This window comes from Idiomarina sp. ST10R2A5, from assembly GCF_051842325.1.
Lineage (GTDB): Bacteria > Pseudomonadota > Gammaproteobacteria > Enterobacterales > Alteromonadaceae > Idiomarina > Idiomarina abyssalis.
Map to the genome: position 1 here is coordinate 210,847 of NZ_JBNIEX010000004.1, position 20,011 is coordinate 230,857.

At 46.1% G+C, this 20,011-nt stretch carries 23 protein-coding genes; 18 read left to right on the forward strand and 5 right to left on the reverse strand.

All coding sequences use genetic code 11. The annotated features are described in order from the left end of the window. Positions 1 to 123 precede the first annotated feature (123 nt). The 5 genes from ACP7FG_RS07230 to ACP7FG_RS07250 all read left to right on the forward strand — a co-directional run bounded on the left by ACP7FG_RS07230 (position 124) and on the right by ACP7FG_RS07250 (position 2,139). Entirely contained in the window at positions 124 to 339 is a 216-nt protein-coding gene (locus tag ACP7FG_RS07230; RefSeq protein ID WP_439225964.1) for a DUF1653 domain-containing protein, read from the forward strand. 9 nt (positions 340 to 348) lie between these two features. Beyond that, the gene (locus ACP7FG_RS07235) at positions 349 to 882 is read left to right on the forward strand and encodes a DUF1543 domain-containing protein (protein WP_439225965.1); all 534 of its coding nucleotides are present in this window, start codon (positions 349 to 351) and stop codon (positions 880 to 882) included. A gap of 78 nt (positions 883 to 960) precedes the next feature. Next, positions 961 to 1,308: a DUF6249 domain-containing protein gene (locus ACP7FG_RS07240; protein WP_439225966.1), complete on the forward strand. Its 348-nt coding sequence runs from the start codon at positions 961 to 963 to the stop codon at positions 1,306 to 1,308. Beyond that, complete coding sequence (locus tag ACP7FG_RS07245) at positions 1,301 to 1,843, forward strand: RNA polymerase sigma factor (RefSeq protein WP_199494725.1); 543 nt, start codon at positions 1,301 to 1,303, stop codon at positions 1,841 to 1,843. Before ACP7FG_RS07240 ends, ACP7FG_RS07245 begins: the two co-directional genes overlap by 8 nt. Then, on the forward strand, positions 1,840 to 2,139 hold the full coding sequence (locus ACP7FG_RS07250; RefSeq protein ID WP_439225967.1) for a hypothetical protein: 300 nt from the start codon (positions 1,840 to 1,842) through the stop codon (positions 2,137 to 2,139). The genes ACP7FG_RS07245 and ACP7FG_RS07250 overlap by 4 nt, the downstream gene beginning before the upstream one ends. A gap of 49 nt (positions 2,140 to 2,188) precedes the next feature. Here the strand turns inward: ACP7FG_RS07250 and ACP7FG_RS07255 are convergent, their stop codons facing one another. Continuing rightward, entirely contained in the window at positions 2,189 to 2,677 is a 489-nt protein-coding gene (locus ACP7FG_RS07255) for a histidine phosphatase family protein (protein WP_439225968.1), read from the reverse strand. 115 nt (positions 2,678 to 2,792) lie between these two features. On the opposite strand from ACP7FG_RS07255, the gene ACP7FG_RS07260 reads away from it, so the two are divergent. After that, positions 2,793 to 3,332, forward strand: coding sequence for a DUF924 family protein (locus ACP7FG_RS07260; protein ID WP_439225969.1), 540 nt, complete (start codon positions 2,793 to 2,795; stop codon positions 3,330 to 3,332). Positions 3,333 to 3,334: 2 nt separating this feature from the next. On the opposite strand, the gene ACP7FG_RS07265 is transcribed toward ACP7FG_RS07260, so the two are convergent. Then, entirely contained in the window at positions 3,335 to 4,006 is a 672-nt protein-coding gene (locus ACP7FG_RS07265) for a haloacid dehalogenase type II (RefSeq protein WP_439226036.1), read from the reverse strand. 167 nt (positions 4,007 to 4,173) lie between these two features. Between ACP7FG_RS07265 and ACP7FG_RS07270 the strand changes: the two genes are divergently transcribed. Both ACP7FG_RS07270 and ACP7FG_RS07275 read left to right on the forward strand, forming a co-directional pair. Then, positions 4,174 to 6,549 (forward strand): TonB-dependent receptor domain-containing protein, encoded by a 2,376-nt coding sequence (locus ACP7FG_RS07270; protein WP_439225970.1) that lies wholly within the window; start codon positions 4,174 to 4,176, stop codon positions 6,547 to 6,549. Positions 6,550 to 6,751: 202 nt separating this feature from the next. After that, the gene (locus ACP7FG_RS07275; protein ID WP_439225971.1) at positions 6,752 to 7,780 is read left to right on the forward strand and encodes an alpha/beta hydrolase family protein; all 1,029 of its coding nucleotides are present in this window, start codon (positions 6,752 to 6,754) and stop codon (positions 7,778 to 7,780) included. 118 nt (positions 7,781 to 7,898) lie between these two features. Here the strand turns inward: ACP7FG_RS07275 and ACP7FG_RS07280 are convergent, their stop codons facing one another. Next, a complete protein-coding gene (locus ACP7FG_RS07280) occupies positions 7,899 to 9,896 on the reverse strand; it encodes an LTA synthase family protein (RefSeq protein ID WP_439225972.1) in 1,998 nt (665 codons plus the stop codon). 126 nt (positions 9,897 to 10,022) lie between these two features. Between ACP7FG_RS07280 and ACP7FG_RS07285 the strand changes: the two genes are divergently transcribed. The 9 genes from ACP7FG_RS07285 to ACP7FG_RS07325 all read left to right on the forward strand — a co-directional run bounded on the left by ACP7FG_RS07285 (position 10,023) and on the right by ACP7FG_RS07325 (position 17,214). Then, positions 10,023 to 10,382 (forward strand): diacylglycerol kinase, encoded by a 360-nt coding sequence (locus tag ACP7FG_RS07285; protein ID WP_222236798.1) that lies wholly within the window; start codon positions 10,023 to 10,025, stop codon positions 10,380 to 10,382. Between the two features lie 142 nt (positions 10,383 to 10,524). Further along, a complete protein-coding gene (locus tag ACP7FG_RS07290) occupies positions 10,525 to 11,124 on the forward strand; it encodes a thermostable hemolysin (protein ID WP_054487234.1) in 600 nt (199 codons plus the stop codon). Continuing rightward, positions 11,121 to 12,512, forward strand: coding sequence for an AMP-binding protein (locus ACP7FG_RS07295; RefSeq protein WP_439225974.1), 1,392 nt, complete (start codon positions 11,121 to 11,123; stop codon positions 12,510 to 12,512). Before ACP7FG_RS07290 ends, ACP7FG_RS07295 begins: the two co-directional genes overlap by 4 nt. Further along, the gene (locus ACP7FG_RS07300; protein WP_439225975.1) at positions 12,499 to 13,164 is read left to right on the forward strand and encodes a TenA family transcriptional regulator; all 666 of its coding nucleotides are present in this window, start codon (positions 12,499 to 12,501) and stop codon (positions 13,162 to 13,164) included. The genes ACP7FG_RS07295 and ACP7FG_RS07300 overlap by 14 nt, the downstream gene beginning before the upstream one ends. Then, the gene (locus tag ACP7FG_RS07305) at positions 13,161 to 13,967 is read left to right on the forward strand and encodes an SDR family oxidoreductase (protein ID WP_439225976.1); all 807 of its coding nucleotides are present in this window, start codon (positions 13,161 to 13,163) and stop codon (positions 13,965 to 13,967) included. The genes ACP7FG_RS07300 and ACP7FG_RS07305 overlap by 4 nt, the downstream gene beginning before the upstream one ends. Next, on the forward strand, positions 13,954 to 14,613 hold the full coding sequence (locus ACP7FG_RS07310) for a tetratricopeptide repeat protein (protein WP_416511155.1): 660 nt from the start codon (positions 13,954 to 13,956) through the stop codon (positions 14,611 to 14,613). Before ACP7FG_RS07305 ends, ACP7FG_RS07310 begins: the two co-directional genes overlap by 14 nt. Positions 14,614 to 14,633: 20 nt before the next feature. Next, positions 14,634 to 15,296 (forward strand): response regulator, encoded by a 663-nt coding sequence (locus tag ACP7FG_RS07315; protein WP_054487244.1) that lies wholly within the window; start codon positions 14,634 to 14,636, stop codon positions 15,294 to 15,296. Beyond that, positions 15,287 to 16,663 carry a histidine kinase dimerization/phospho-acceptor domain-containing protein gene (locus ACP7FG_RS07320; RefSeq protein ID WP_439225977.1) on the forward strand — a complete coding sequence of 459 codons (1,377 nt, stop codon included), beginning with the start codon at positions 15,287 to 15,289 and terminating at the stop codon, positions 16,661 to 16,663. Before ACP7FG_RS07315 ends, ACP7FG_RS07320 begins: the two co-directional genes overlap by 10 nt. A 56-nt stretch (positions 16,664 to 16,719) precedes the next feature. After that, positions 16,720 to 17,214: a cytochrome b/b6 domain-containing protein gene (locus ACP7FG_RS07325; RefSeq protein ID WP_439225978.1), complete on the forward strand. Its 495-nt coding sequence runs from the start codon at positions 16,720 to 16,722 to the stop codon at positions 17,212 to 17,214. A gap of 49 nt (positions 17,215 to 17,263) precedes the next feature. On the opposite strand, the gene ACP7FG_RS07330 is transcribed toward ACP7FG_RS07325, so the two are convergent. Continuing rightward, positions 17,264 to 18,190 carry a D-2-hydroxyacid dehydrogenase gene (locus tag ACP7FG_RS07330; protein WP_439225979.1) on the reverse strand — a complete coding sequence of 309 codons (927 nt, stop codon included), beginning with the start codon at positions 18,188 to 18,190 and terminating at the stop codon, positions 17,264 to 17,266. A gap of 190 nt (positions 18,191 to 18,380) precedes the next feature. Here ACP7FG_RS07330 and ACP7FG_RS07335 point away from each other — a divergent pair, with 190 nt between their 5' ends. Next, on the forward strand, positions 18,381 to 19,001 hold the full coding sequence (locus ACP7FG_RS07335) for a hypothetical protein (RefSeq protein WP_439225980.1): 621 nt from the start codon (positions 18,381 to 18,383) through the stop codon (positions 18,999 to 19,001). Between the two features lie 85 nt (positions 19,002 to 19,086). On the opposite strand, the gene ACP7FG_RS07340 is transcribed toward ACP7FG_RS07335, so the two are convergent. After that, positions 19,087 to 19,902 (reverse strand): NAD-dependent protein deacetylase, encoded by an 816-nt coding sequence (locus tag ACP7FG_RS07340; protein WP_439225981.1) that lies wholly within the window; start codon positions 19,900 to 19,902, stop codon positions 19,087 to 19,089. Positions 19,903 to 20,011: the final 109 nt, after the last annotated feature.

Sequence of the window (20,011 nt, forward strand, 5' to 3'; positions counted from 1 at the left end):
TTAAATGAGTGAAGCACAAACTATTATATTTCGGTAGCTGAGAGCAAATGAATAAACCCTATACGCGACTTTTGGTAAGATGCCAAAGTCACGTAATAACCATGAATAACGGAACAGACCAACATGACCATAAAACCAGGCATTTACGAGCATTACAAAGGCGGACGTTACCGCGTTATTGATACCGCCCGCCACAGTGAAACTGAAGAGTGGGTGGTGCTTTATCAGCCCCTTTACGGTGAACAAAAGCTTTGGGTACGCCCCTTTGATGTGTTCGTGGAAACCGTAAACGTGAACGGTACCCAGGTACCGCGGTTTCAATTTGTTGGTAATGAGTAGGGTAGAACAATGAGCGAAACCGATAACAAACTGTTTTTAGTATATGTGGGTGGCACAGCCCCCGGTGCCAATATTGAGTTGCACGACGTTCGCTTTGTGGTGGGTATGCGCATGGAAGATACCTATCCTGCCATTCGAAAAGGGTGGTTTGGCACACAAAAAGGACTGCACCTGGACAGCTTTGTTCACTTGCACCACGTAGATGGCTACCGTATTCAGCTTACCCAGACAAAGCCGGCTAACTCTTCGGACAAAAAGCTGTATTTTGTGAACTTTGGCGGCTATTTCTCTAATAAACTTGCTGAGTATCACGACTTTACGATGGTGGTTGCTGACTCGCCTAATTCGGCAAAGCAACTGGCGCGTGCGCAAGTATCTAAAGCGGGCTTAGCCGGCGCAGAGCAAATTCATAAAGACGACTTATTGGCTGTGGATGACTGCCTGTGCGTAGACCTGGTGGATGAGCACTTCGTGACGCTTGAATACGATGGCGAGCAGCAGGAATTAGTACCTGACTGGAAAGGCTACCAGCCACTGCCCTAAATTTTTTGCATCCAAAGGTATGCGTTGTTGTGTCTAATACTGTGTAAGTCAAACAATTGAACAACAATAGGGGGCGTTATGTCCGATCTTTGGGTACCAATTACAGCTATGCTGAGTATTTCAATCGTTATTATTGTGGGTTTAGCGTTATCGGCGCACCATAAGAAACACTTGCAGTTAACTTTACAAAAACACATGGAAAACGGGGGCACACTAACTTCGGAGCTTTTAGGGCAGTTGGGCACTTCGCCCAGTAGTCGTCATGGCGACCGTCGTAAAGGCCTGGTTTTGGTGTCAGCAGGGCTGGCCTGTTTAGTGGCCGGGTGGTCAGTGGGTGACTTGGATGTCGGCGTTATGTTCGGGGTTTTCCCGGTATTTATTGGCGTCGCCTTCTTAATTTCGGCTTACTTAACTAACGATGAATGATAAAGCGCTGATTGCACGGGTTATTGCCCGTGGCGATCAGCACGCCTTCGCGACTCTGGTTCGCCAGCATCAAAATGGCGTCCGGCACTTTCTGCGTCGATTAACCGCGGGCGACCACGCACAAGCGGATGACTTGGCGCAGGAGGTGTTTTTGCGCGCCTACAAGAGCCTGAAAAGCTTCCGTGCCGAGGCAAGTTTCAGTAGTTGGCTGCACAGCATAGCGTACCGTAGCTTTTTGAATGAGCAGCGTAAGTCGCATCACCATAATGAGGTAGCTGGCGACGCCTTGCCTTTCATGCCGGGGCCATCCAGTACGGTTGATAGCGACATTATGGTTGAGCGGCTAATGCGGCATCTTTCGGTGCCGGAACGCACCTGTTTAACCTTGTCTTTAAGTGCCGGAATGAGCCATCAGGAAATTGTCGCTATTACTGACTTACCGCTTGGCACGGTTAAATCTCATATTGCCCGGGGAAAACAAAAGCTGATTGATATTGTCAGCGCCCCACAAAACAAGCAGGAGGTTGCCTCATGAGTGCACCCGAACATGAACCTTTGAATGATCTTCTCAGCTATAAAACTCGCTTAGTTGATGAAAGCTTTACTGAGCAAACGTTGAGCTCAATTCGAAAGTCTGAGAAGAAACGTCGCATTCTTGTTTTGCTGGCATTTATGAGTGCGCTGTTGGTAGCGGCTGCTTTATGGGTGGCGTCAGGCGATAGAATTTTTGCGCCGGTAAGGGACTTTATGGCTCAGTCACCGTATTTATTCACGTTGGCTATTATTGCTTTTTGCTCAATAACGTTCTGGTCAACTCAGCAGCGGAGCTAGTTGAGGTCATCAATTTTAACCGTAAACTGCGTTACCGATCGTGGGGACTTCACTGCACGACCGGCACATAGAGCCGGTTGGTGATAACGCTGTCGCCGCTTACCACCACCTGAAATAAGTCGCCGAAGTCTTCTTCTCCAAGTTTATCAGCGCTTCCACCAGCTGCTTTGACCAGTTCAGGCACGGTGTTGCTGTGGCCAATAATCAGTGCGTTCTTTTTGAGCTCCTTTAAGCTGGTTATTATTCCTTTAAAGTCTTTAGCTGGGTAGGTTTCTACTGATAGCCCCAGTTGTTTTGCCAGTGCTTCTGCGGTTTGCTGAGTGCGCTTATAGTCGGTAGAAAATATGGCTTCAATGTCGCTGTTTTTCAAAACCTGCGCGAGAACTTGCGCACGCTGTTTGCCAACCAAACTGAGGTCGGGGTCGGTCTTGTCGGTTGTTTTCTCCATATGACGGGAGAAGTAAAGAGTATAAGTGTCGGCTGATGCCTCGCCAGAGAAAAAGCTCATAACAATAAAAATAAAAAGTAAACGGCGCATAAGTTATTAAAGGTTGTCATATAAGGTTAGTTTATAGCAATAAAACATACCTTTCAGCAGGCCCATAAACAAGCGTTATCCCCTGGAAAAGGTGGAAAAGTAGTCAGGAGGGAAAATGAAAGCACATTCAATTTTGGACTTTTGGTTTAAAGAGTTAACACCAAAGCAGTGGTTTGCTAAAAGTGAGGAGCTGGACAATACCATAGCCAAACGCTTTTCCGATACGTTAAAGGCTGCAGCTAAAGGTGAGCTCTGGCATTGGCGCGAAGCGCCTCGTGGCCGTTTGGCGGAAGTGATTGTGTTAGACCAGTTTTCGCGAAACATATACCGTGGTAGTCCGAAGGCTTTTGGGCAGGACGTGATAGCGTTAGTGCTGGCGCAGGAAGCCGTAGAGAAGGGCGCAGACAAGTCGTTGGATGCTAATGAAAAGGCGTTTCTCTATATGCCTTATATGCACAGTGAATCGGCGTTAATTCATGAAGAGGCTATGCGGCTTTTCAGCCAACCCGGGCTTGAAAACAACTACAAATTTGAAGTAAGGCACAAAGAAATCATTGACCGGTTTGGGCGGTATCCGCATAGAAACCGGGTACTGGGGCGCGAGTCGACCCCGGAAGAAGAGGACTTTCTTAAACAGCCGGGGTCCAGTTTTTAATATTACTTTATGTTTTCAATCAGTTGCGAAAGCGAACTGACGGTAATAGTGGGATTAATGCCCCAGGGGTCAAACTGAGCTTCTCTGGAACGTTTAACCCAGGCGGTTTTCCAGCCTGCTGCGCTGGCGCCAATAATGTCGAAACTGTTGCTGGATATTAGCCAGGTATTTTGCTCCTTACTGCCGCTTTTATCGAGAAAATGCTGGTAAACCTGTGGGTTAGGTTTAAAGCTTTTAATGTCTTTGCAACTGACTATGTCTTTAAAGTAGCGGCTGAGCTCAGCACCCTCCAGCAGTTCAGTTACTGCATCGGCACTGCCGTTAGAAAAAGCAAAACACTCTATACCCGCCGAGTTTAACTTGCTCAGTGCGGCTTTCGTATCATCGAATGCCGGTAAGCTTCGGTATTTTTCCAGCAACCCTTCCTGTTGCGGTGCAGTTAACCCGGCTCCCAGTTCATTGTTGGTGAACAGAAGGGCGTCTTTGGTACAGACCGCAAAGTCTTCATACTGCTGCATAAGCCCACGGCGAAATGAATACTCTAATTGCTTATCACGCCAGCGGCTCGAAAACTCTTGAGCTTTGTCGTCGCCAAGGTATGAACTCAGCAGGGAGACTACGCCCTGAGTGTCAATAAGTGTGCCGTAAACGTCAAAAGCTAAGGTCGTCAAAATTACGCTCCAATTGCTTAATAAATTCTGTACATAGGTGTACGGCGTTATTCCGGATTTAGTTTGCTCTTAATTAAGTAATGCGAATTATTGTCATTTGTATTTACATTTAGAAAAAGCATCGGTAGCATACTGAGCCGCTTAGCCAACTTAATTAAGGACAATGAGAAATGGATAAATTCGTACCCAGCGCAATTGCTACCGTAATAGCTTCAACTCTGGCAGGTAACGCCCTTGCAAATGATTTCGAACTGCCCGACGGTATGGAGCGTATTGTTGTTACTGCTACTGGTTTTGAGCAAAAGCTGACGGAGGCGCCGGCAAGTATCTCAATTATTACCAATGAGGAAATACGGTCGCGCTCGTTTACGTCACTATTAGATGCTGTTAAATACCAGGAAGGCATTGATATAGGCACATCGCGGGATAAAACCGGGCAGGGCAGTATCAGCATGCGTGGGTTAACAGGTGACTACACCTTAATTCTGGTTGATGGCATACGTCAGAATAACCACGGTGATATTTACCCGAACAACTTTGGCGGCAACGCGTTTAACCACATTCCTCCGCTTGAGACAATTGACAGAATTGAGGTAATTCGCGGCCCGGCATCGACGTTATACGGAGCCGACGCACTTGGCGGTGTTATTAATGTTATTACCAAAAAGCACACTGACGACTGGTCTGGTGCTATCACCTTTGGTCGCAGTTTGCAGACAGACGATAACTTTGGTGACGACTTTACGACAGATTTCAGCGCAACGGGGCCTTTGATAAAAGATGTATTAAGCCTGGGAGTGCGCGCTAGTTTGTATGACCAGCAAGCATCGTCTCCTCAGTTTGAGCCAGCGGTTGACCCAAACGGTACCGTGCACATACGGGAATTAGGGTTTGGCAGCGGTGGTCGAACCGTTGACAACAAAGACGAACATTACGGTTTTTCAGTGTCCTATACTCCGGCAAAGGGACACAACGTTAAGTTTGATTACGACAACTCGCATCAGTCTTATGACAATACGCCGTCTTACGATGTAGAAACGGACACCATTACTTATCCGCTGGGTACCAAAGACAGCATTGAGTCTATTTGGCAGGCTCGTGGCGGACAAGTTAACCCCCGGGCTGGTTATGCGGCGGCTCAAAGCTTTGATCGCACCTGGTGGTCAATAGCGCACGATGCGGACTGGTCCTTTGGTTCAAGTATGGTGTCGTTGGCTTACGTGGATACACAAAACAACGGACGAACCTTACCCTTAAGTGTGGATGAGCGTTTGTTGCTGCAGCAAATGTACGATGGAACAGGAGACTACTCTGGTTTACCTGAAGACGAGCGGCGTTCTATTGCTGAAGAAACCTTCCTGCCAAGACCTGATCGCCCATTAGACAGCAGTCAATATACCCTGGATGCAAAGCTGGATATTCCTTTCTCAGGTTTTGCCGGACACCACAATTTGGTGATAGGTGGTCAACTTATTGATGGCGAGTTAAAAGACGGTGTTTTTGGTCTGGAAGAAGGTAATGCCGGTGCTGTTCAAGAGCAGAAAATGTATTCGCTGTTTGTTGAAGATAACTGGATGCCAATAGCGGACTTCACCCTGACTGGCGGCGTTCGCTACGACAAGCACGATGTTTTTGGCAGTCAGGTGTCGCCTCGTCTTTATGCGGTTTATAACTTAAGCCAGGCCTGGACGGTTAAAGGCGGTGTAAGTACGGGTTATAAAACACCGAAAACAACCGATTTATACGACGGTATTGTCGGCTTTGGTGGACAGGGAACCATGCCTTTTGCCGGTAACCCGGAGCTACAGCCTGAAATCAGTGTTAACTCTGAAATTGCGCTTTACTGGAACTCAGACAATGGCGATAACAACTTTAATATCACCTACTTTAATACGAGCTTCGAGGACAAAATTGCCCGCGGTGATACCGTTCAAAGTTGTGAGCAAACCGGCGGTGTGCGCCCATGCGTTAACTTAGGTGAATATGAACAACTGGGTTATGACACATGGAGTCAGAGTATTAATATCGACGAAGTCGATGTGCAGGGTGTCGAAGTTGCTGCTCGCTACGTTATGAGCGAGACGTGGTCAATACGTGGTAATTACACCTGGACTGACAGCGAACAAAAAAGCGGTAGCCAGGCAGGGTTGCCACTAACCAATACTGCAGAGCATATGGCCAATCTTTGGCTGAACTGGCAGGCGTCGGATGTTCTGACGGTTTACCTGCAAGGCGAGCTTCGTTCTGACCGTTATCGTGGCTATGACAGCAATATTGATAAACAACTTTATTTTGAAAACTACAGCCTGCTTAACTTAGGTGCGAATTATAAATTAACGGAATCGGTCGATTTAAACCTGCGTATTAACAATTTACTTGACCGTGACTTCACGACGTATTCAACAACCTATACCGATTTAAATGGTGACGGCGAGTTTGAATACGTAACAGGTCGTGGCGCGGTAAGCGAAGTTGTTTTCACCGACGATTACAATGTTAAAGATAAAACTCGTAACTTATGGATGGGAGTTACGGTAAGCTTCTGATCATATCGCTGATAAACTTCCTTCTCAAAGCTGCTGCTTACGCGCATTACTATGCGAAAAAGTAATGTACAAAGCGGCTTAGTGAAGGAAGTCTCCTGCTAAAAGGTTCATAGTAGCAGTCACTATAAGTTTCCCTGACTTGATGGTATAAATTTAAAACGAGTCGATACTCGTGTTAAATAAAAACAATAAGGGACTGACAATGAAGGATTATTTCAAGTTCATTTTAACAACGCTTTCTTTACTTCCAGCCTTACTTCTAAGTACTTATGCCTTTGCTGATTCAACATCGCTGAATGTTGAGCTTGCTGGTATGCAAAGTTGTTACGGAGAGAAATTTAAAACCTATGACAAGTGGATAGACACTGTCGCGTCGATGCAGAAAACGGAGCAAGCAGCTGAGAGGGTTCGTGAACGTTTTAAGTCTGCTTTTCCTAAAATCCAGTATGAGAGATACAAGGAACGTCTGGAGTGTAAGCAATATACGTACAAAGTTGATGGGGCTTATGTGAATGGCTTTTATGTTGCTCCAGCCGGCAAAGAGAATTTACCGGTTTTAATTAATAACCGGGGCGGTAATGCAAGTTACGGCTCATGGGTTTTTACCAATATATATAATCAGCTGTTTCCCTTAGCTGAGAAAACGCAGATGGCCATTTTTGCCACAAGCTACCGCGGGGGTCACCCAAAACTTCCGGGGAAAGATGAGTTTGGAGGTGCTGATGTAGCTGACGTTGTTGCTTTACCGCAGTTGTTTAAGCACTTTCCGGCGGTCGACGCTGAGCGAGTCGGTGTTTACGGTGCCAGCCGGGGAACAATGCAGTCTCTTAGAGCCGTACAGGAAGGCCTTAAGGCGGATGCATTAGTTTTGTATGCCGGTTCTTATGATTTTGAAGCAGAATTAGAATTTAGGCCGGAAATGGAGCGTGTCTATAAAGCCCGAATTCCGAATTATGAATCCAATAAAGCAGACGAGTTAGCTAAACGCTCGGCGATGGAATGGGTTGATGAACTGCCAAGAGATTTGCCCATACTGTTAATTCATGGCAAGGCGGATCGGAAAGTTTCTGTTGAATCGAGTATTTCATTTGCGAAGAAACTGAAAGAGCTTGGCTTTACATATAAGCTCTCGCTTTATGAAAAGCCTCACGGTCACGGTTACGGTATTAATATGGGTGCCATTTATTCTGAAACTAATGAGTGGTTCAAGCGCTATGTCAAAGGTGAGTAAATATAGGAAATGTTGATGATGAAGAATAAAGCCAGAGGCAGTAATGTTTCGATACGTAGGTCAACTGTACTAACCCAAAAAAGAATGGCGACACTGGATTTTGTGAAATTTTAGTTTTTCACTTCAACGAAGGAACATAATATGCGCGGTCCTGATAAAGTACCGATGGCAAGACGGCGTAAGAAATTACTTTGCGTAAGTGTTCATCACTTATAAGGTTTTTTAAGGGCGTAAGTGTGTTTTGTTCCGGCTCGTATTGAAACGACTGCACCTTATCAACTTGAAGTACTGTAAGCACTTGTCCGCTTTCATTATGTTCCAGCCAACCATAATTGTCACCAAATTGCATCATAGCTCGATTGGCCGGCTTCACATCGGGTTGACTGAGATCCTGCCCTACCGTCGGTAAGTAGGCCGATATACCGGCAAGAGATAATAGCGTTGGCGCTAAGTCGATTTGGCTGCTGATTGCAGAAATGGTTCTTGGCTTAATATCCGCACCCAGAATGAGTCCCGGAATATGAAATTTGCTGACGGGGACTAACTCCTCGCCATAAACTCGAGTATCGTGGTCAGCAACCACTAGAAATAATGTGTTTTGCCAGTAGTCACTCTTCTGTGCTTTTGCAAAGAACTCGCCTAACGCATGGTCTGCGTATTTAACGGCATTGTTGACCGTCTGCTTAGGTTGTTCTGCTAATGTAATCTCACCATCAGGGAACTCAAATGGCTCGTGGTTTGACGAGGTAAACGCAAGAGTAAACTGGGGGACTGAGTTATCGGCTTGTGACAAGCGTTGATGTAACTTATTCAGTAAGTCTTGGTCACTAACTCCCCAACTACCTACAAATTTGGGAAACTCATAGTCGTCCTGGTCGATGACAGACTGAAATCCATTACCAATAAAGAAACTCGCCATATTGTCGAAATGGGCTTGTCCTCCGTAGATAAACTCAGTGTTATAGCCTTCTCTGGAAAGCGCGTCTGCGAGCGTAAAAAACTGACGCTGTGACCCCGATAGCTTGACGGTTGATCGAGCCCGGGTTGGCAGAAAACCGGAAATTACGGCTTCGATACCTCTGACTGAGCGAGTACCGGTTGCGTAGAGGTTTTCAAACCACCATCCCTGTGTCTTTAAACGCTCAAGGTTCGGTGTTAACGGCTTACCACCCAGCGACTCAATAAAGGTCGCACCAAGGCTTTCCTCCAGAATGACCACAATATTCAAAGGTACTTTGCGCTTGGCTGAAGCTGATTGGTAATGCACGGTAGGATAATCGGCAAAAGGAAACTCTAAATTGGCTAAATAAGGAACTTTTCGTACTTCATTAATGATCTCCTCGTCAGTGAGTTTCCCGTAAACACGATTTGCCTGTGCTTCGTGCTTAAGGTTATACAGTGCGTACTCAAGGGTGTAAGTGGAGTTTAAAATTAATGAATTAACCATTGCATCGGAGGTGACCGCAAAAAATGCCGGATTGGCAGGCCGATGTGCCAGAGTCGATCGAATGCCGAACAATGTTGTAACGATTAATACAGGAATGACTGCTATTAGGTAACGCCGTTTTATGGCTCTTGGTTGGAAGTTATGTTCGGATTTCTTATACCAACGATATGAAAGGTAAACGAATACCAGTGTTGAGGCAATTCCGGTGAAAAGCCAACCAGCAAAGCCATGTATTAGGGTAGAGAAAACTTCTTTGGGGTACGCAAGGTACTCAAAGAACAATCGGTTTGGGCGCGTATCATACTGTGCTAAGAATGCGGGTGTTGAGATTTCCATAAACCACAACACTAATGCACAAATCAAAAACCAGGCTGTCCATAATCGTCGCCACCACCGCTGAGCTATCGATTTGTGTAAAACCACACTTAATGGTGACAATACTAACAATGGAATCAGTGTAAAGTATCCTACTTGAATTAAGTCTGCACGTACGCCAAGTACAATAAAGTCGAGCCAGTTAATAGCGCTGTCAACGCGCTCTGCATAGAGTCCAGCAAGTAATAAACGACAGCAGGTTAACAGCGCCAAAGTGGCTCCTGCGAAATAGGCTACTGGTTTAAACAGTGCCAGAGTTTGCCATAAGGTATTGTTAGACGTTGCTGCCCGCATAGATGTTAACTCTTCTTTTTTACTGACTACGTGAAGAAACTAACAGGCATTTCTTAAGTAAAGCTTAAGACTGCTTTAATAAACTGTGCCTAGTATTTTAAATCAGGGGCCAGGAGAGGATAAACAATGAAGCCAGCCTATACCGGTATGACTCGAATTTGGAAAGCGACGTTTAACTCACTACGAGGGATAAAAACTGCCTGGCGTTATGAAGCCGCGTTTCGACAGGAAGCTCTTATGTGTGCTGCTCTAATACCGGTTGCATTGCTCGTTGAAGCGTCGGTTACAGAACGCCTCCTACTCATTATGAGCTTATTTATTTTAGTCATTACCGAGCTACTTAATTCGTCTGTAGAAGCGGTTGTTGATCGTATTGGTGCTGAGTTTCACGAGTTGAGTGGTCGTGCAAAAGATATAGCGTCAGCTGCGGTATTCTTTGCGTTGCTGCTGTTAATAGTCACCTGGATCAGTATTTTGTTTTTCTGATTTTCTAAAAAAATTGGAACTTTTAATCAAACGCTTAAGCCATGATTTCTGACTGCAACTTAAGCTTTCCTTAAGTCTTTATTTATAAAGTGACAGCATCGAAGCTGTTTCAGCCGTAGGGGCTGACTTAAGGAGTAAACATATGCGTCACTGCTGGATATTACCGGATCATCCGTTACGTGAGCAGGTTGAATCATTTATTTGTGAACGTTACTGGCTTAACTTCAATGCCTGTCTACGCTCTTTGCCGCGTTTACTTATCGCTGTATTCGATGACGCTAAGCTGATTGCTGCCTGCGGAGTTCAGTTGGCTGACGAACAACCGCTATTTTCGCAAACGTATTTAACCAAACCTATTACTGGTTACCAGGTGAACTCCAGACCTCTGCCGCCCCCGGAACGCCTGGCCGAAGTTGGGTCAATGGCGGCATTAGATCCAAGTTACTTACCCTTATTATTTCGTGCGGTAGTTAGGCTTCTGAACTCGCATAACCGAACGGCTGTGATATTTACCGCCACTCGAGCGCTGCAAAAGTACTTTAGTCGTTTGGGTATTGCATTAACAGCATTAGAAACCGCGCAACAAAGCGCGTTACCTGAGTCAACACGTGACCTCTGGGGGAATTACTATCAGCATCAGCCGGTGGTGTTGGCCGGGTGGTTAGAGCAAGGCTGCGTTTTTGAGCAACTTATTACGACACAAGATTCAAATCATGTCTCTGTTCGCGAGGTTGCCTTATGAATGCGTTGTTCGAACGAATTCAGCATCACGCGTTAACTGCTCCTGATGCAATTGCACTGTCCTCTGAACAGCAAAAGCTGAGTTACCAAGCGCTTGTAGACGCGGTTTATAAACGAGTTGAGCAACTTAAGCAGCAACCTCAGAGAATCTTTCTTTTACAAAACCCAGACCCTGTTGCGTGGGTGATTGAAGACTTAGCGCTCATGCTGGCTAATAAGGTTTGCATACCGGTACCGCCATTTTTCAGTCAGCAACAGCAGTCCTACTTACAGAAAAAGGTAAGTGATAACAAACCGCTTCCGTCTGGAACATCAAAAGTTACTTTTACTTCAGGTAGTACCGGCGAACCCAAAGGTGTCTGCTTATCTGTCGAAAACCAACTCAACACGGTTGCTGCTTTGGCTGAGCGTGTTGTTGAGGTTAGTGTCTATCGCCACATGGTTATTATGCCGTTATCTATTCTTCTGGAGAATATTGCGGGTGTTTATCTGGCATTGTGGCTAGGAGCAGAAGTTTTGCTTTTTAAAGGCGAAACACTAGGGCTGAAAGGCTCGTCCTCAATACACGCTAATACGTTCTTTTCAGCATTATCTCACTATCAACCCGATAGCTTAATTCTTACGCCGGCGTTGCTTAATGCTCTTGTCGAAGGAACTAAACGCGGGGCTATTGATGCGAAACAGTTCAAGTTACTCGCCGTCGGTGGTGCTCGTCTGAGTTCAACATTGGAACGACAAGCACGGGCGTTGGGGCTGCCAGTTGTTCAGGGGTATGGGTTATCTGAATTCAGTTCGGTGGTTGCGCTGAATGCGCCCGCTGCGGTCGTGCCAGGAACTGTTGGACACCCGCTGAACCATGCCGTTGTCACAATACGCGATGGTGGTGTGGTTGTCAGAGGAAATACCATGCTGGGTTATTGGGACAGCCCTGACAGCTGGTTTCCCAGCGAGATTAACACGGGCGATTTAGGGCGGTTTGATGAAGACGGGCGATTAATTATTTTAGGGCGCCGCAAGCACATCATTGTGAATGCTTATGGCCGTAATATTGACCCTGAGTGGCTAGAGGCAGAACTATGCAGTCAGCAAACGATTCACCAAGCGGCAGTATTTGGCGATGAAGAAATACCGCTGACAGCGTTGGTGGTGCTAACGAGTCCTTCAACCGCTGAGCAGGTTAGCTCGGTTATTTATCAGGTCAACCAACAGCTCCCGGACTACGCGCGCATCCAACGTTATGTTGTTTTGAAAGAACCTTTCACCGTCAGCAACGGTTTGTTAACCGGCACAGGGCGCTTACGACGTCTCGCTATCAAAGACGCTTATCGGGTTGATATTGACCCTACAACTTATTCATCTGCTAACGAGGTATACGATGATGTTCTTTAATACTTTATGCGAACAAACTCAAAACGAACAACGCTATTTACTGAGCGCGCCTGCCATTCAACAAGCGTTGCAGGGTGAGATAACCATAGAAAGATATCGTGCTTTTTTAACTCAGGCTTACCACCATGTTAAGCACACCACGCCATTATTAATGCGCTGTGGCAGCAAACTGTCGTTTCGGGATGAGTGGCTGCGTAAAGCAGTCATCGAGTATATCAATGAAGAATACGGCCATGAACGCTGGATACTTAATGATATTAAGGCGGCTGGCGGTGACGTTGAAGTCGCGCAGTCGAGTGAACCACATACGTCAACCCAAGCGATGGTATCACTGGTTTATCAAGCTATCGACAATGATCACCCTGCGGCATTTTTCGGCATGGCGCATGTGCTGGAAGGCACTAGCGTTAAGCTGGCAACACAGGCTGCGGGAAAAATAAAAGACGCACTGCAACTGCCGGATTCTGCGTTCAGCTACTTACTGTCGCACGGTGACTTAGACCAGGAGCATGTGCAGTTTTTTGAACAGTTGATGAACCAAGTGACCGATGAAAAAGCTCAGCAAGTCATTGTGCGTACAGCGAAGCATGTTTATCGGCTTTACGGTGACATGTTTCGCGCTCTTCCTGAACTGGCAGGAGAGCCGCTATGAGTCAGTTTAACTGGCAACAGCAAACTATTGTACTAACCGGTGCGGCGGGTGGGCTTGGTCAATCCCTTGCCGAAGCACTGAGTCAACGAGGGGCCAGGCTTATTATGGTAGGGCGCACCAGTGGCACGCTTGACGCTCTGGCAAAGCGGCTTAATCAGACGCCATTTTTGGCTGATTTAACTCAACAGAGTGAACGTGCGCGGCTGCTTAAATTTATAACAGAGCAGGGCGCAGCGGTAACCGGATTAATTAACAATGCCGCAGTCACTCATGAAGGCCTGTTCGGTAATGCTACTGCCGATGATATTGAGCGTGTCATTACTACGAACTTAATAGTCCCCATTGCATTGACTCATGATTTTCTGCCGGTGTTAAGCGCGAATAAAGGTTGGGTTTTAAATGTCGGCTCGGTATTCGGTGCTATCGGTTTTCCGGGGCAAAGCCTTTATTGTGCCAGCAAATTCGGCTTGCGAGGCTTTAGCGAAGCGTTGAATAGGGAGTTGCTGAACAGCGATATTAATGTGATGTACGCAGCCCCTCGTGCCATTAAGACCTCACTGAATAATGGTTTGATTAGCCGGTTAAATACAACACTTAAAACCAAACAGGATGCTCCGCAGCGGGTTGCGCAGCAGCTTGCCACGCAAATAGAGAACCGTTCGTGGTTGCGAACACTCGGATGGCCGGAGCGGCTATTCGTTCGCCTAAACGGGCTGTGGCCTGAACAGGTAGGACGGAGTTTGAAAAAAGCACGAGATACTTTATATCAATTACTTGAGGAATACCGCGATGAAAAGCACTAAATTATACGCATTTGTTCTAATCGGTTTATTGGGGCTGCCAGCGTTATCGGCTGAATTTAATAGCAGCGATAACAGCCAGCAACGCTTGCATGACCTTCAACAGCGCTGGGCAACGGTGAACTACCAATTAGAAAGTGACAAACAAAAGCAAGAGTTTGAAGCGCTTGTCGCAGATGCTCAGCAGTGGGTTGAGCAAGAACCTGAGTCCGCCCCCGCACACATTTGGTTGGGTATTATTAAAAGCACTTACGCAGGTGCAAAAGGTGGGTTAGGAGCGCTGAGTCTGGCGAAAGAGTCGAAAAAGTCGCTGGAGAAAGCGCTTGAGTTAGATCCTAATGCGCTCGATGGTTCAGCTTATGCCTCTCTGGGTACCTTGTATTACAAAGTCCCGGGTTGGCCGTTCGGATTTGGTGACGATGATAAGGCACAGCAACTGCTTGAAAAAGCCTTAACAATTAACCCCGATGGCATTGACCCTAACTACTTTTACGCGGATTATTGGTTTGAGCAGGGCAATTACGCAAAAGCAGAGCATTACGCTCAAAAAGCATTAAAAGCGGCTCCCAGACCTGAACGACCATTAGCCGATGAAGCGCGTCGTGCAGAGGTGAATCAGTTGTTGGCTAAAATACAGCGCGAACAATAAATAGTAAGGATGTTGGCTACATGGATCTATTGTTGGTCGAAGATGATGCAATGCTCGGGCAAGCCGTTGAACTTGGTTTGTCCGAGCGGCAATTTAATGTGCAATGGGTTCGTACTGGTGCCGCAGCGATTAGTGAGAGTCAGCGAGTTAATTATGATGTCGTTGTCCTTGACCTGGGGCTGCCGGATTTAGATGGTAGTCGCGTATTGTCCTCCTTGCGTAAAAAAGGACAAGTGCTGCCGATATTAGTGCTGACAGCGAGAGACGACAGCTCAGAAACTGTGAAGCTGCTGGATCTTGGTGCTGATGATTACATGATAAAGCCTTTTGATATGAACGAGCTTGCAGCGAGACTGCGCGCTTTGGTGAGGCGTCAACGAGGGTATGCGACACCAGAGTTGAGTTGTGGGCCTATCAGCCTGGATGAGTTAAATTTTCAGGTACTTGTTAATCAACAGCCAGTGAACTTGTCGAAACGTGAGTTTGAGTTATTGCGTGCAATGATGGCTGCACCGGAGCGGGTTCATAGTCGAGATAAGTTAGAGCAAATCGTTTTTCGCAATGAGCAGCAGGTAGAGAGCAATGCGTTGGAAGTGCATGTCCACAACTTGCGCAAAAAGCTTGGCAATAAGGAGTGGATTCAGACCATTCGCGGCGTGGGGTATCGTTTAGCATGTGGCTAAATAGCAGAGTAAAAACGAAACTCAACTCGATACGTCGGCGAATCCTTGTCGCTGTCTCTGCGGTTTATTTGTTAAGCGCGACGGTATCTGCCATATGGATTTACGCAGAAATAAGTCACGAGGTTGATGAGCTATTTGATGCAGAGATGGTTCAGCAGGCAAAAACGCTATTGGCATTATTACCCCGCGATGGAGCTGTCGTATCGCGTGACATAACTATAAGTCGTATAAATGCGCATTCATACGAAGACAAACTCTCCTATCGTATTGAGACGAGTGACGGCAAGCGCATTATGCAAACGGAAGGATCTTTGGATCCCTCTGTTATCTCTTTTAAAGAAGGTTTCTCAGTTAAGACGGTAGATAATGAACTTTGGCATAGCTTCGGTTTGAATTCGCCGGCTAGAGATTATCGTATTCTTCTCTTGCAGCAAGATGAATTTCGTTCTGAAATACGCGGTGATCTGACGACCGACATGGTTGTGCCCATTTTAACCTTATTGCCATTAATGTTGTGGTTAGGTTGGTGGACCATAAACCAAAACTTTGCCAGCTTCAGAAGGCTGGCAGAAGCACTTAGGCGCAAGCGCTCAGACGATTATAGGCCGTTCATTGAGTCGAATGACACTGAGGAAGTGTCGTTGGTGAAAGGCGCGTTAAATCATTATCTGACGCGTATTGAGCAAACATTTTTGCGGGAAAAACAATTTTCTGCGGATGCCGCGCATGAGCTCAGAACGCCACTGGCCAGCCTGAAAGCGCAGTTGCAAAATCAGTGGCAAAAAGCTTCAACTCAGCAGCAAAAAGAAGAGCTGGAATCGCTGTTAGCCAGTACGGATAGATTAGTGAGTCTGGTCGAAAGTCTACTTTTACTCTCCAAGACGGAGTTACCGCCGCAGCATTGGAGACAAGTCAACGCTGCCGCTACTCTTCGACAGGTCATTTCGGATTATTACCAGTGGGCTGATTCGCGGCGGTTAGTGATGGATGTGAATCTTCCCGACACCGTCTTATGGCGCTCAGAAGAGCGTTATCTAACGATGTTATTCAGTAACCTTGTTGATAATGCGATTAAATATGCAGCACCTCAATCGTCGATTGACGTTCAATGTGATGGTTCTCTCTTTACAATACGCAATCGTATTGAAAAATCTCACCACGTTGACGCTAAACGGCTGACCGAGCGTTTTTATCGTGGTGGGCAGTTGAGAGAAGAAGGCGCTGGGTTAGGTCTGAGTATTGTCAGTAATTTAGCCAAACAGTTGGGGTTAAAGTTGACTCTTGCTCTTGAAGACGATTGGTTTGTTGCAAAAGTTGAGGTTGATCAAGCATTGGTTGAAAAGCCTGGAATCTCCAGACAGCCTTAATGTTGGCTTAATATTGTCCTGTTACTCTGACGTCAATGATTAGAAGGAGTAACATTATGGATAGGCATTATTCACCATTATCGCGCATATTGCACTGGCTAGGCGCCATGGCAGTTATTGTCATGCTGACACTCGGGTTTATGATGTTTTTTGCCGACTCCCGGGAGGTAAAACATTTTTCTGAAGCTGCCCACCTTGGTGTTGGCTTTTTTGCCTTCTTATTAATTGGCTGGCGCAGTGTATTACGACTGTATCAGGGATTCCCTGAGCCGGCTCACACTCTCACCGAAAAGATTGCCAGATACCTTCATTACGCTCTGCTATTAACAATGCTGGCTTTAATTGTAACGGGACCACTGTATTTATTTACTGAAAATGATCCACTGTCAGTTTTTGGTTGGTTTGCCGTATCATTTGACTTAAGAGTTCTTGAATGGATTCATGAGCCTGCAGAGGAAGTCCACAAGGTGTTGGGTACTTATATACTGCCGTTGCTATTGATATTACATATTGGTGGCGGGGTTCGCCACTTCTATAAACAACGTGCTTAACTCGCGTTACTTTTCACGAGTTAAGCCGTTATCAATAGTAAGAGGGTTATCACGTTAATGCTGAGATATTCTCAGCCGTTAACTCAATAATGCGTTGTCGTGCTTCTGGAGAGGTCCAGGCGTTATGCGGCGTTAAAATGAGGTTCAAGGGCTCATTTAACGCATCTAGCAACGGATGACCGTCTTTTGGCGGCTCTTGTGGAAGAACGTCCGTTGCATAGCCGCCAATTTGGCCTTTCCGTAATGCGTCCAGCACGTCGTGCTCGTTTGCGACACCACCCCGGGCATTATTAATGACTAAAGCATGAGGCTGGCAGTGCTTGATATTCTGGCGGTTAAGCAAGCCTTTTGTTTCGTCGGTTAGCGGGCAATGAAATGAAATAACGTCGGCTTCAGGCAAGAGTTCATCAAAACTTGGGCGCGAGTCGTTTGTTTTACCCGGTCGTGCGGTAAAGGTCACGCGCATACCCAATGCTTCAGCCTGTTTTTTTACCGCTTGTCCGAGTTCACCCGAGCCGACAATAACCAGACGCTTACGCTCAAGTTGAAACGTTGTCGGATCAAGCAGAGTAAATAAAGGGGACTTTTGCCAGTCGCCAGCGGCCATACGCTTTTGCATAACCGGCATCTTTGTTGCCAACGACAGCATCATCATTAATGTGTGCTGAACCACACTGGGTGTTCCGTAAGCCTCAACATTTTTAACTGGAATACCAAGCTTCTCGGCGGCCTTTAAGTCGACATTATTCATGCCTGTGGCAAGCACACAAACGAGCTTTAACTTCTCTGCCTTCTTTAAAGAAGCCTCGTTCAGCACAACTTTGTTGGTAATAACGACATCGGCATTTTGAATACGTTCATTGACTTGATTAGGCGAGGTGAGAGGGTAGCAAACGAGCTCGCCGACCTGATTTTTAATAGGGGATAAGTCAACGCCTTCACCCAAACTATCGCTATCTAAAATCACTGCTTTCATGACACCGCTCCGTTAAATCAAGCAAAGTTTTTAATGAACAACCCGTAGCTTATCACTAAAAACTAAAATATACAGTCGACACCATATTTATAACAATTAGTTATTAGTATACTATTGGCGCGGCTTTTTTGAGGGCTTCACGGATAACCTCGAAATACCGTTTTTAGTATTTAATAATTAAGGAAAATAAATGTTTAAAATTGGAAAGTTGATTGCGTTAGCCGTTGCGAGTTTCTATTTGTCGGGCTGTACCTCGATAATGACGGCTGAGCAAGCGGCTCCTGCCGTAAATACACCGAATGAACTTGAGTCGGTTTCAATAGCTGTGGTTGATAAGCGAGAATATGTTTTGAATAACGATAAAGCGCCAAGCTTTGAAGGGCTTTTGCGTTCAAGTTTTGGAATTCCTTACTCGCAGTACACCTACAACCGACAGCCCATGTCTGAATACTTAACAGATCGGTTAGTTGCAGGGTTTAAAAAGCAGGGTGTAAACGCCGAAGCTTATCTGACCTCTCATTCAATGAGCGTTGGCAGTATTAAAGAGGCACTGGCAAAGCAAGAGCAGCCATCAGTTATTATTGCTCTGAATGAGTGGAAATACGACTACCACGCCTTTTCCGATAGCTCCTGGTACGACGTGGACGTTATTGTTCTCGGAAAAGACGGCGAAGAGAAAACCAATCGAAGCTTTAAAGGCGAGAATGATGTAGGTAACGGGCTTATTTCAAATGAAATGCAGAGCATCTATAAGCATCGTTTTGAGTCAATTTTTTTAGACGACTCTATTCAGAAAGCCCTAATGCAATAAGTTTTTCTGGTACTAACGAGGAAGAAACATTAAGCTTTCTTCCTCAATTCAAATAAACTGATATTGTCTTTGGGAAGCTCGTAAGTCATAGCAATACGTCTTTGATTGAGCAGTTCAGTTTTATGTCAGCTATCTCGTCAGCTCGAGTCTTACCCAGCGTTAATAAGGCTATAGGCTGGTTATTTTGGTAGGCCTGTCGTGCAAAACGGTAACCTGAAAACACCATAAGTGAAGTTCCGATAGCGAGCAGGCCATTACTGTTCTTTAATACGTTTTGGGCTTCTTCGACGCGTGGTCGGGGAACGTTATCACCAAAGTAGACAACATCGGGTTTAAGAATTCCGCCACAGCTCATGCAATTGGCGACGTTGAACTGATCAAAGTCAGCTTCTAAGTCTGCATCTCCGTCCGGTGCGGCGGTCGCTTCAAGCGCAGCAAAATCTGGGTTCATTTTCAGGCTGCGTTCGTGCATTTCCAGTCTTGGAGTAACCTGCTGGCAGCTCATACAGACCATGTCGTTAGCGTACCCATGCAGGTTAATCACGTTTTTCGCGCCGGCTTTTTGGTGCAGACCATCAACATTTTGCGTAATAATATGGCTAATGAGCTTCTGCTGTTGCAACTGGGTAATAGCGTGGTGCGCGGAATTAGGTTGAGCGTGGTATAGAACTGGCCAGCCAAACAAACTGCGCGCCCAGTACCTTTTTCGAACAGCTTCGCTGCGCATGTAGTCCTGATGCTGAACCGGAGGTGTCCGTTTCCACTCGCCGTCACTATCTCTATAGTCAGGAATGCCAGAGTCGGTACTTATACCGGCACCTGTAATGATCGTGACCGGTGCATTCCGATGCAGAAACTCCATCAGAGCTTCGCGAGCCTGGGTAGGGTCAGTTATTGTCATAGTAATGAATATCTACAGGTTACAACTTTACCCTAAAGTTACCACTGCTGAGTACCAAGGTGAAACGCTTAGTAAAGAATCCGCAAATCTTATAAGCGTCTATACTAAA

Coding starts and splice junctions, on each gene's coding strand:
- ACP7FG_RS07275 (WP_439225971.1), top strand. CDS start 6,752: ATGAAGGATTATTTCAAGTTCATTTTAACAACGCTTTCTTTACTTCCA.
- ACP7FG_RS07290 (WP_054487234.1), top strand. CDS start 10,525: ATGCGTCACTGCTGGATATTACCGGATCATCCGTTACGTGAGCAGGTT.
- ACP7FG_RS07340 (WP_439225981.1), bottom strand. CDS start 19,902: ATGACAATAACTGACCCTACCCAGGCTCGCGAAGCTCTGATGGAGTTT.
- ACP7FG_RS07235 (WP_439225965.1), top strand. CDS start 349: ATGAGCGAAACCGATAACAAACTGTTTTTAGTATATGTGGGTGGCACA.
- ACP7FG_RS07320 (WP_439225977.1), top strand. CDS start 15,287: ATGTGGCTAAATAGCAGAGTAAAAACGAAACTCAACTCGATACGTCGG.
- ACP7FG_RS07285 (WP_222236798.1), top strand. CDS start 10,023: ATGAAGCCAGCCTATACCGGTATGACTCGAATTTGGAAAGCGACGTTT.
- ACP7FG_RS07310 (WP_416511155.1), top strand. CDS start 13,954: ATGAAAAGCACTAAATTATACGCATTTGTTCTAATCGGTTTATTGGGG.
- ACP7FG_RS07245 (WP_199494725.1), top strand. CDS start 1,301: ATGAATGATAAAGCGCTGATTGCACGGGTTATTGCCCGTGGCGATCAG.
- ACP7FG_RS07305 (WP_439225976.1), top strand. CDS start 13,161: ATGAGTCAGTTTAACTGGCAACAGCAAACTATTGTACTAACCGGTGCG.
- ACP7FG_RS07295 (WP_439225974.1), top strand. CDS start 11,121: ATGAATGCGTTGTTCGAACGAATTCAGCATCACGCGTTAACTGCTCCT.
- ACP7FG_RS07315 (WP_054487244.1), top strand. CDS start 14,634: ATGGATCTATTGTTGGTCGAAGATGATGCAATGCTCGGGCAAGCCGTT.
- ACP7FG_RS07335 (WP_439225980.1), top strand. CDS start 18,381: ATGTTTAAAATTGGAAAGTTGATTGCGTTAGCCGTTGCGAGTTTCTAT.
- ACP7FG_RS07270 (WP_439225970.1), top strand. CDS start 4,174: ATGGATAAATTCGTACCCAGCGCAATTGCTACCGTAATAGCTTCAACT.
- ACP7FG_RS07260 (WP_439225969.1), top strand. CDS start 2,793: ATGAAAGCACATTCAATTTTGGACTTTTGGTTTAAAGAGTTAACACCA.
- ACP7FG_RS07230 (WP_439225964.1), top strand. CDS start 124: ATGACCATAAAACCAGGCATTTACGAGCATTACAAAGGCGGACGTTAC.
- ACP7FG_RS07280 (WP_439225972.1), bottom strand. CDS start 9,896: ATGCGGGCAGCAACGTCTAACAATACCTTATGGCAAACTCTGGCACTG.
- ACP7FG_RS07325 (WP_439225978.1), top strand. CDS start 16,720: ATGGATAGGCATTATTCACCATTATCGCGCATATTGCACTGGCTAGGC.
- ACP7FG_RS07255 (WP_439225968.1), bottom strand. CDS start 2,677: ATGCGCCGTTTACTTTTTATTTTTATTGTTATGAGCTTTTTCTCTGGC.
- ACP7FG_RS07300 (WP_439225975.1), top strand. CDS start 12,499: ATGATGTTCTTTAATACTTTATGCGAACAAACTCAAAACGAACAACGC.
- ACP7FG_RS07330 (WP_439225979.1), bottom strand. CDS start 18,190: ATGAAAGCAGTGATTTTAGATAGCGATAGTTTGGGTGAAGGCGTTGAC.
- ACP7FG_RS07240 (WP_439225966.1), top strand. CDS start 961: ATGTCCGATCTTTGGGTACCAATTACAGCTATGCTGAGTATTTCAATC.
- ACP7FG_RS07250 (WP_439225967.1), top strand. CDS start 1,840: ATGAGTGCACCCGAACATGAACCTTTGAATGATCTTCTCAGCTATAAA.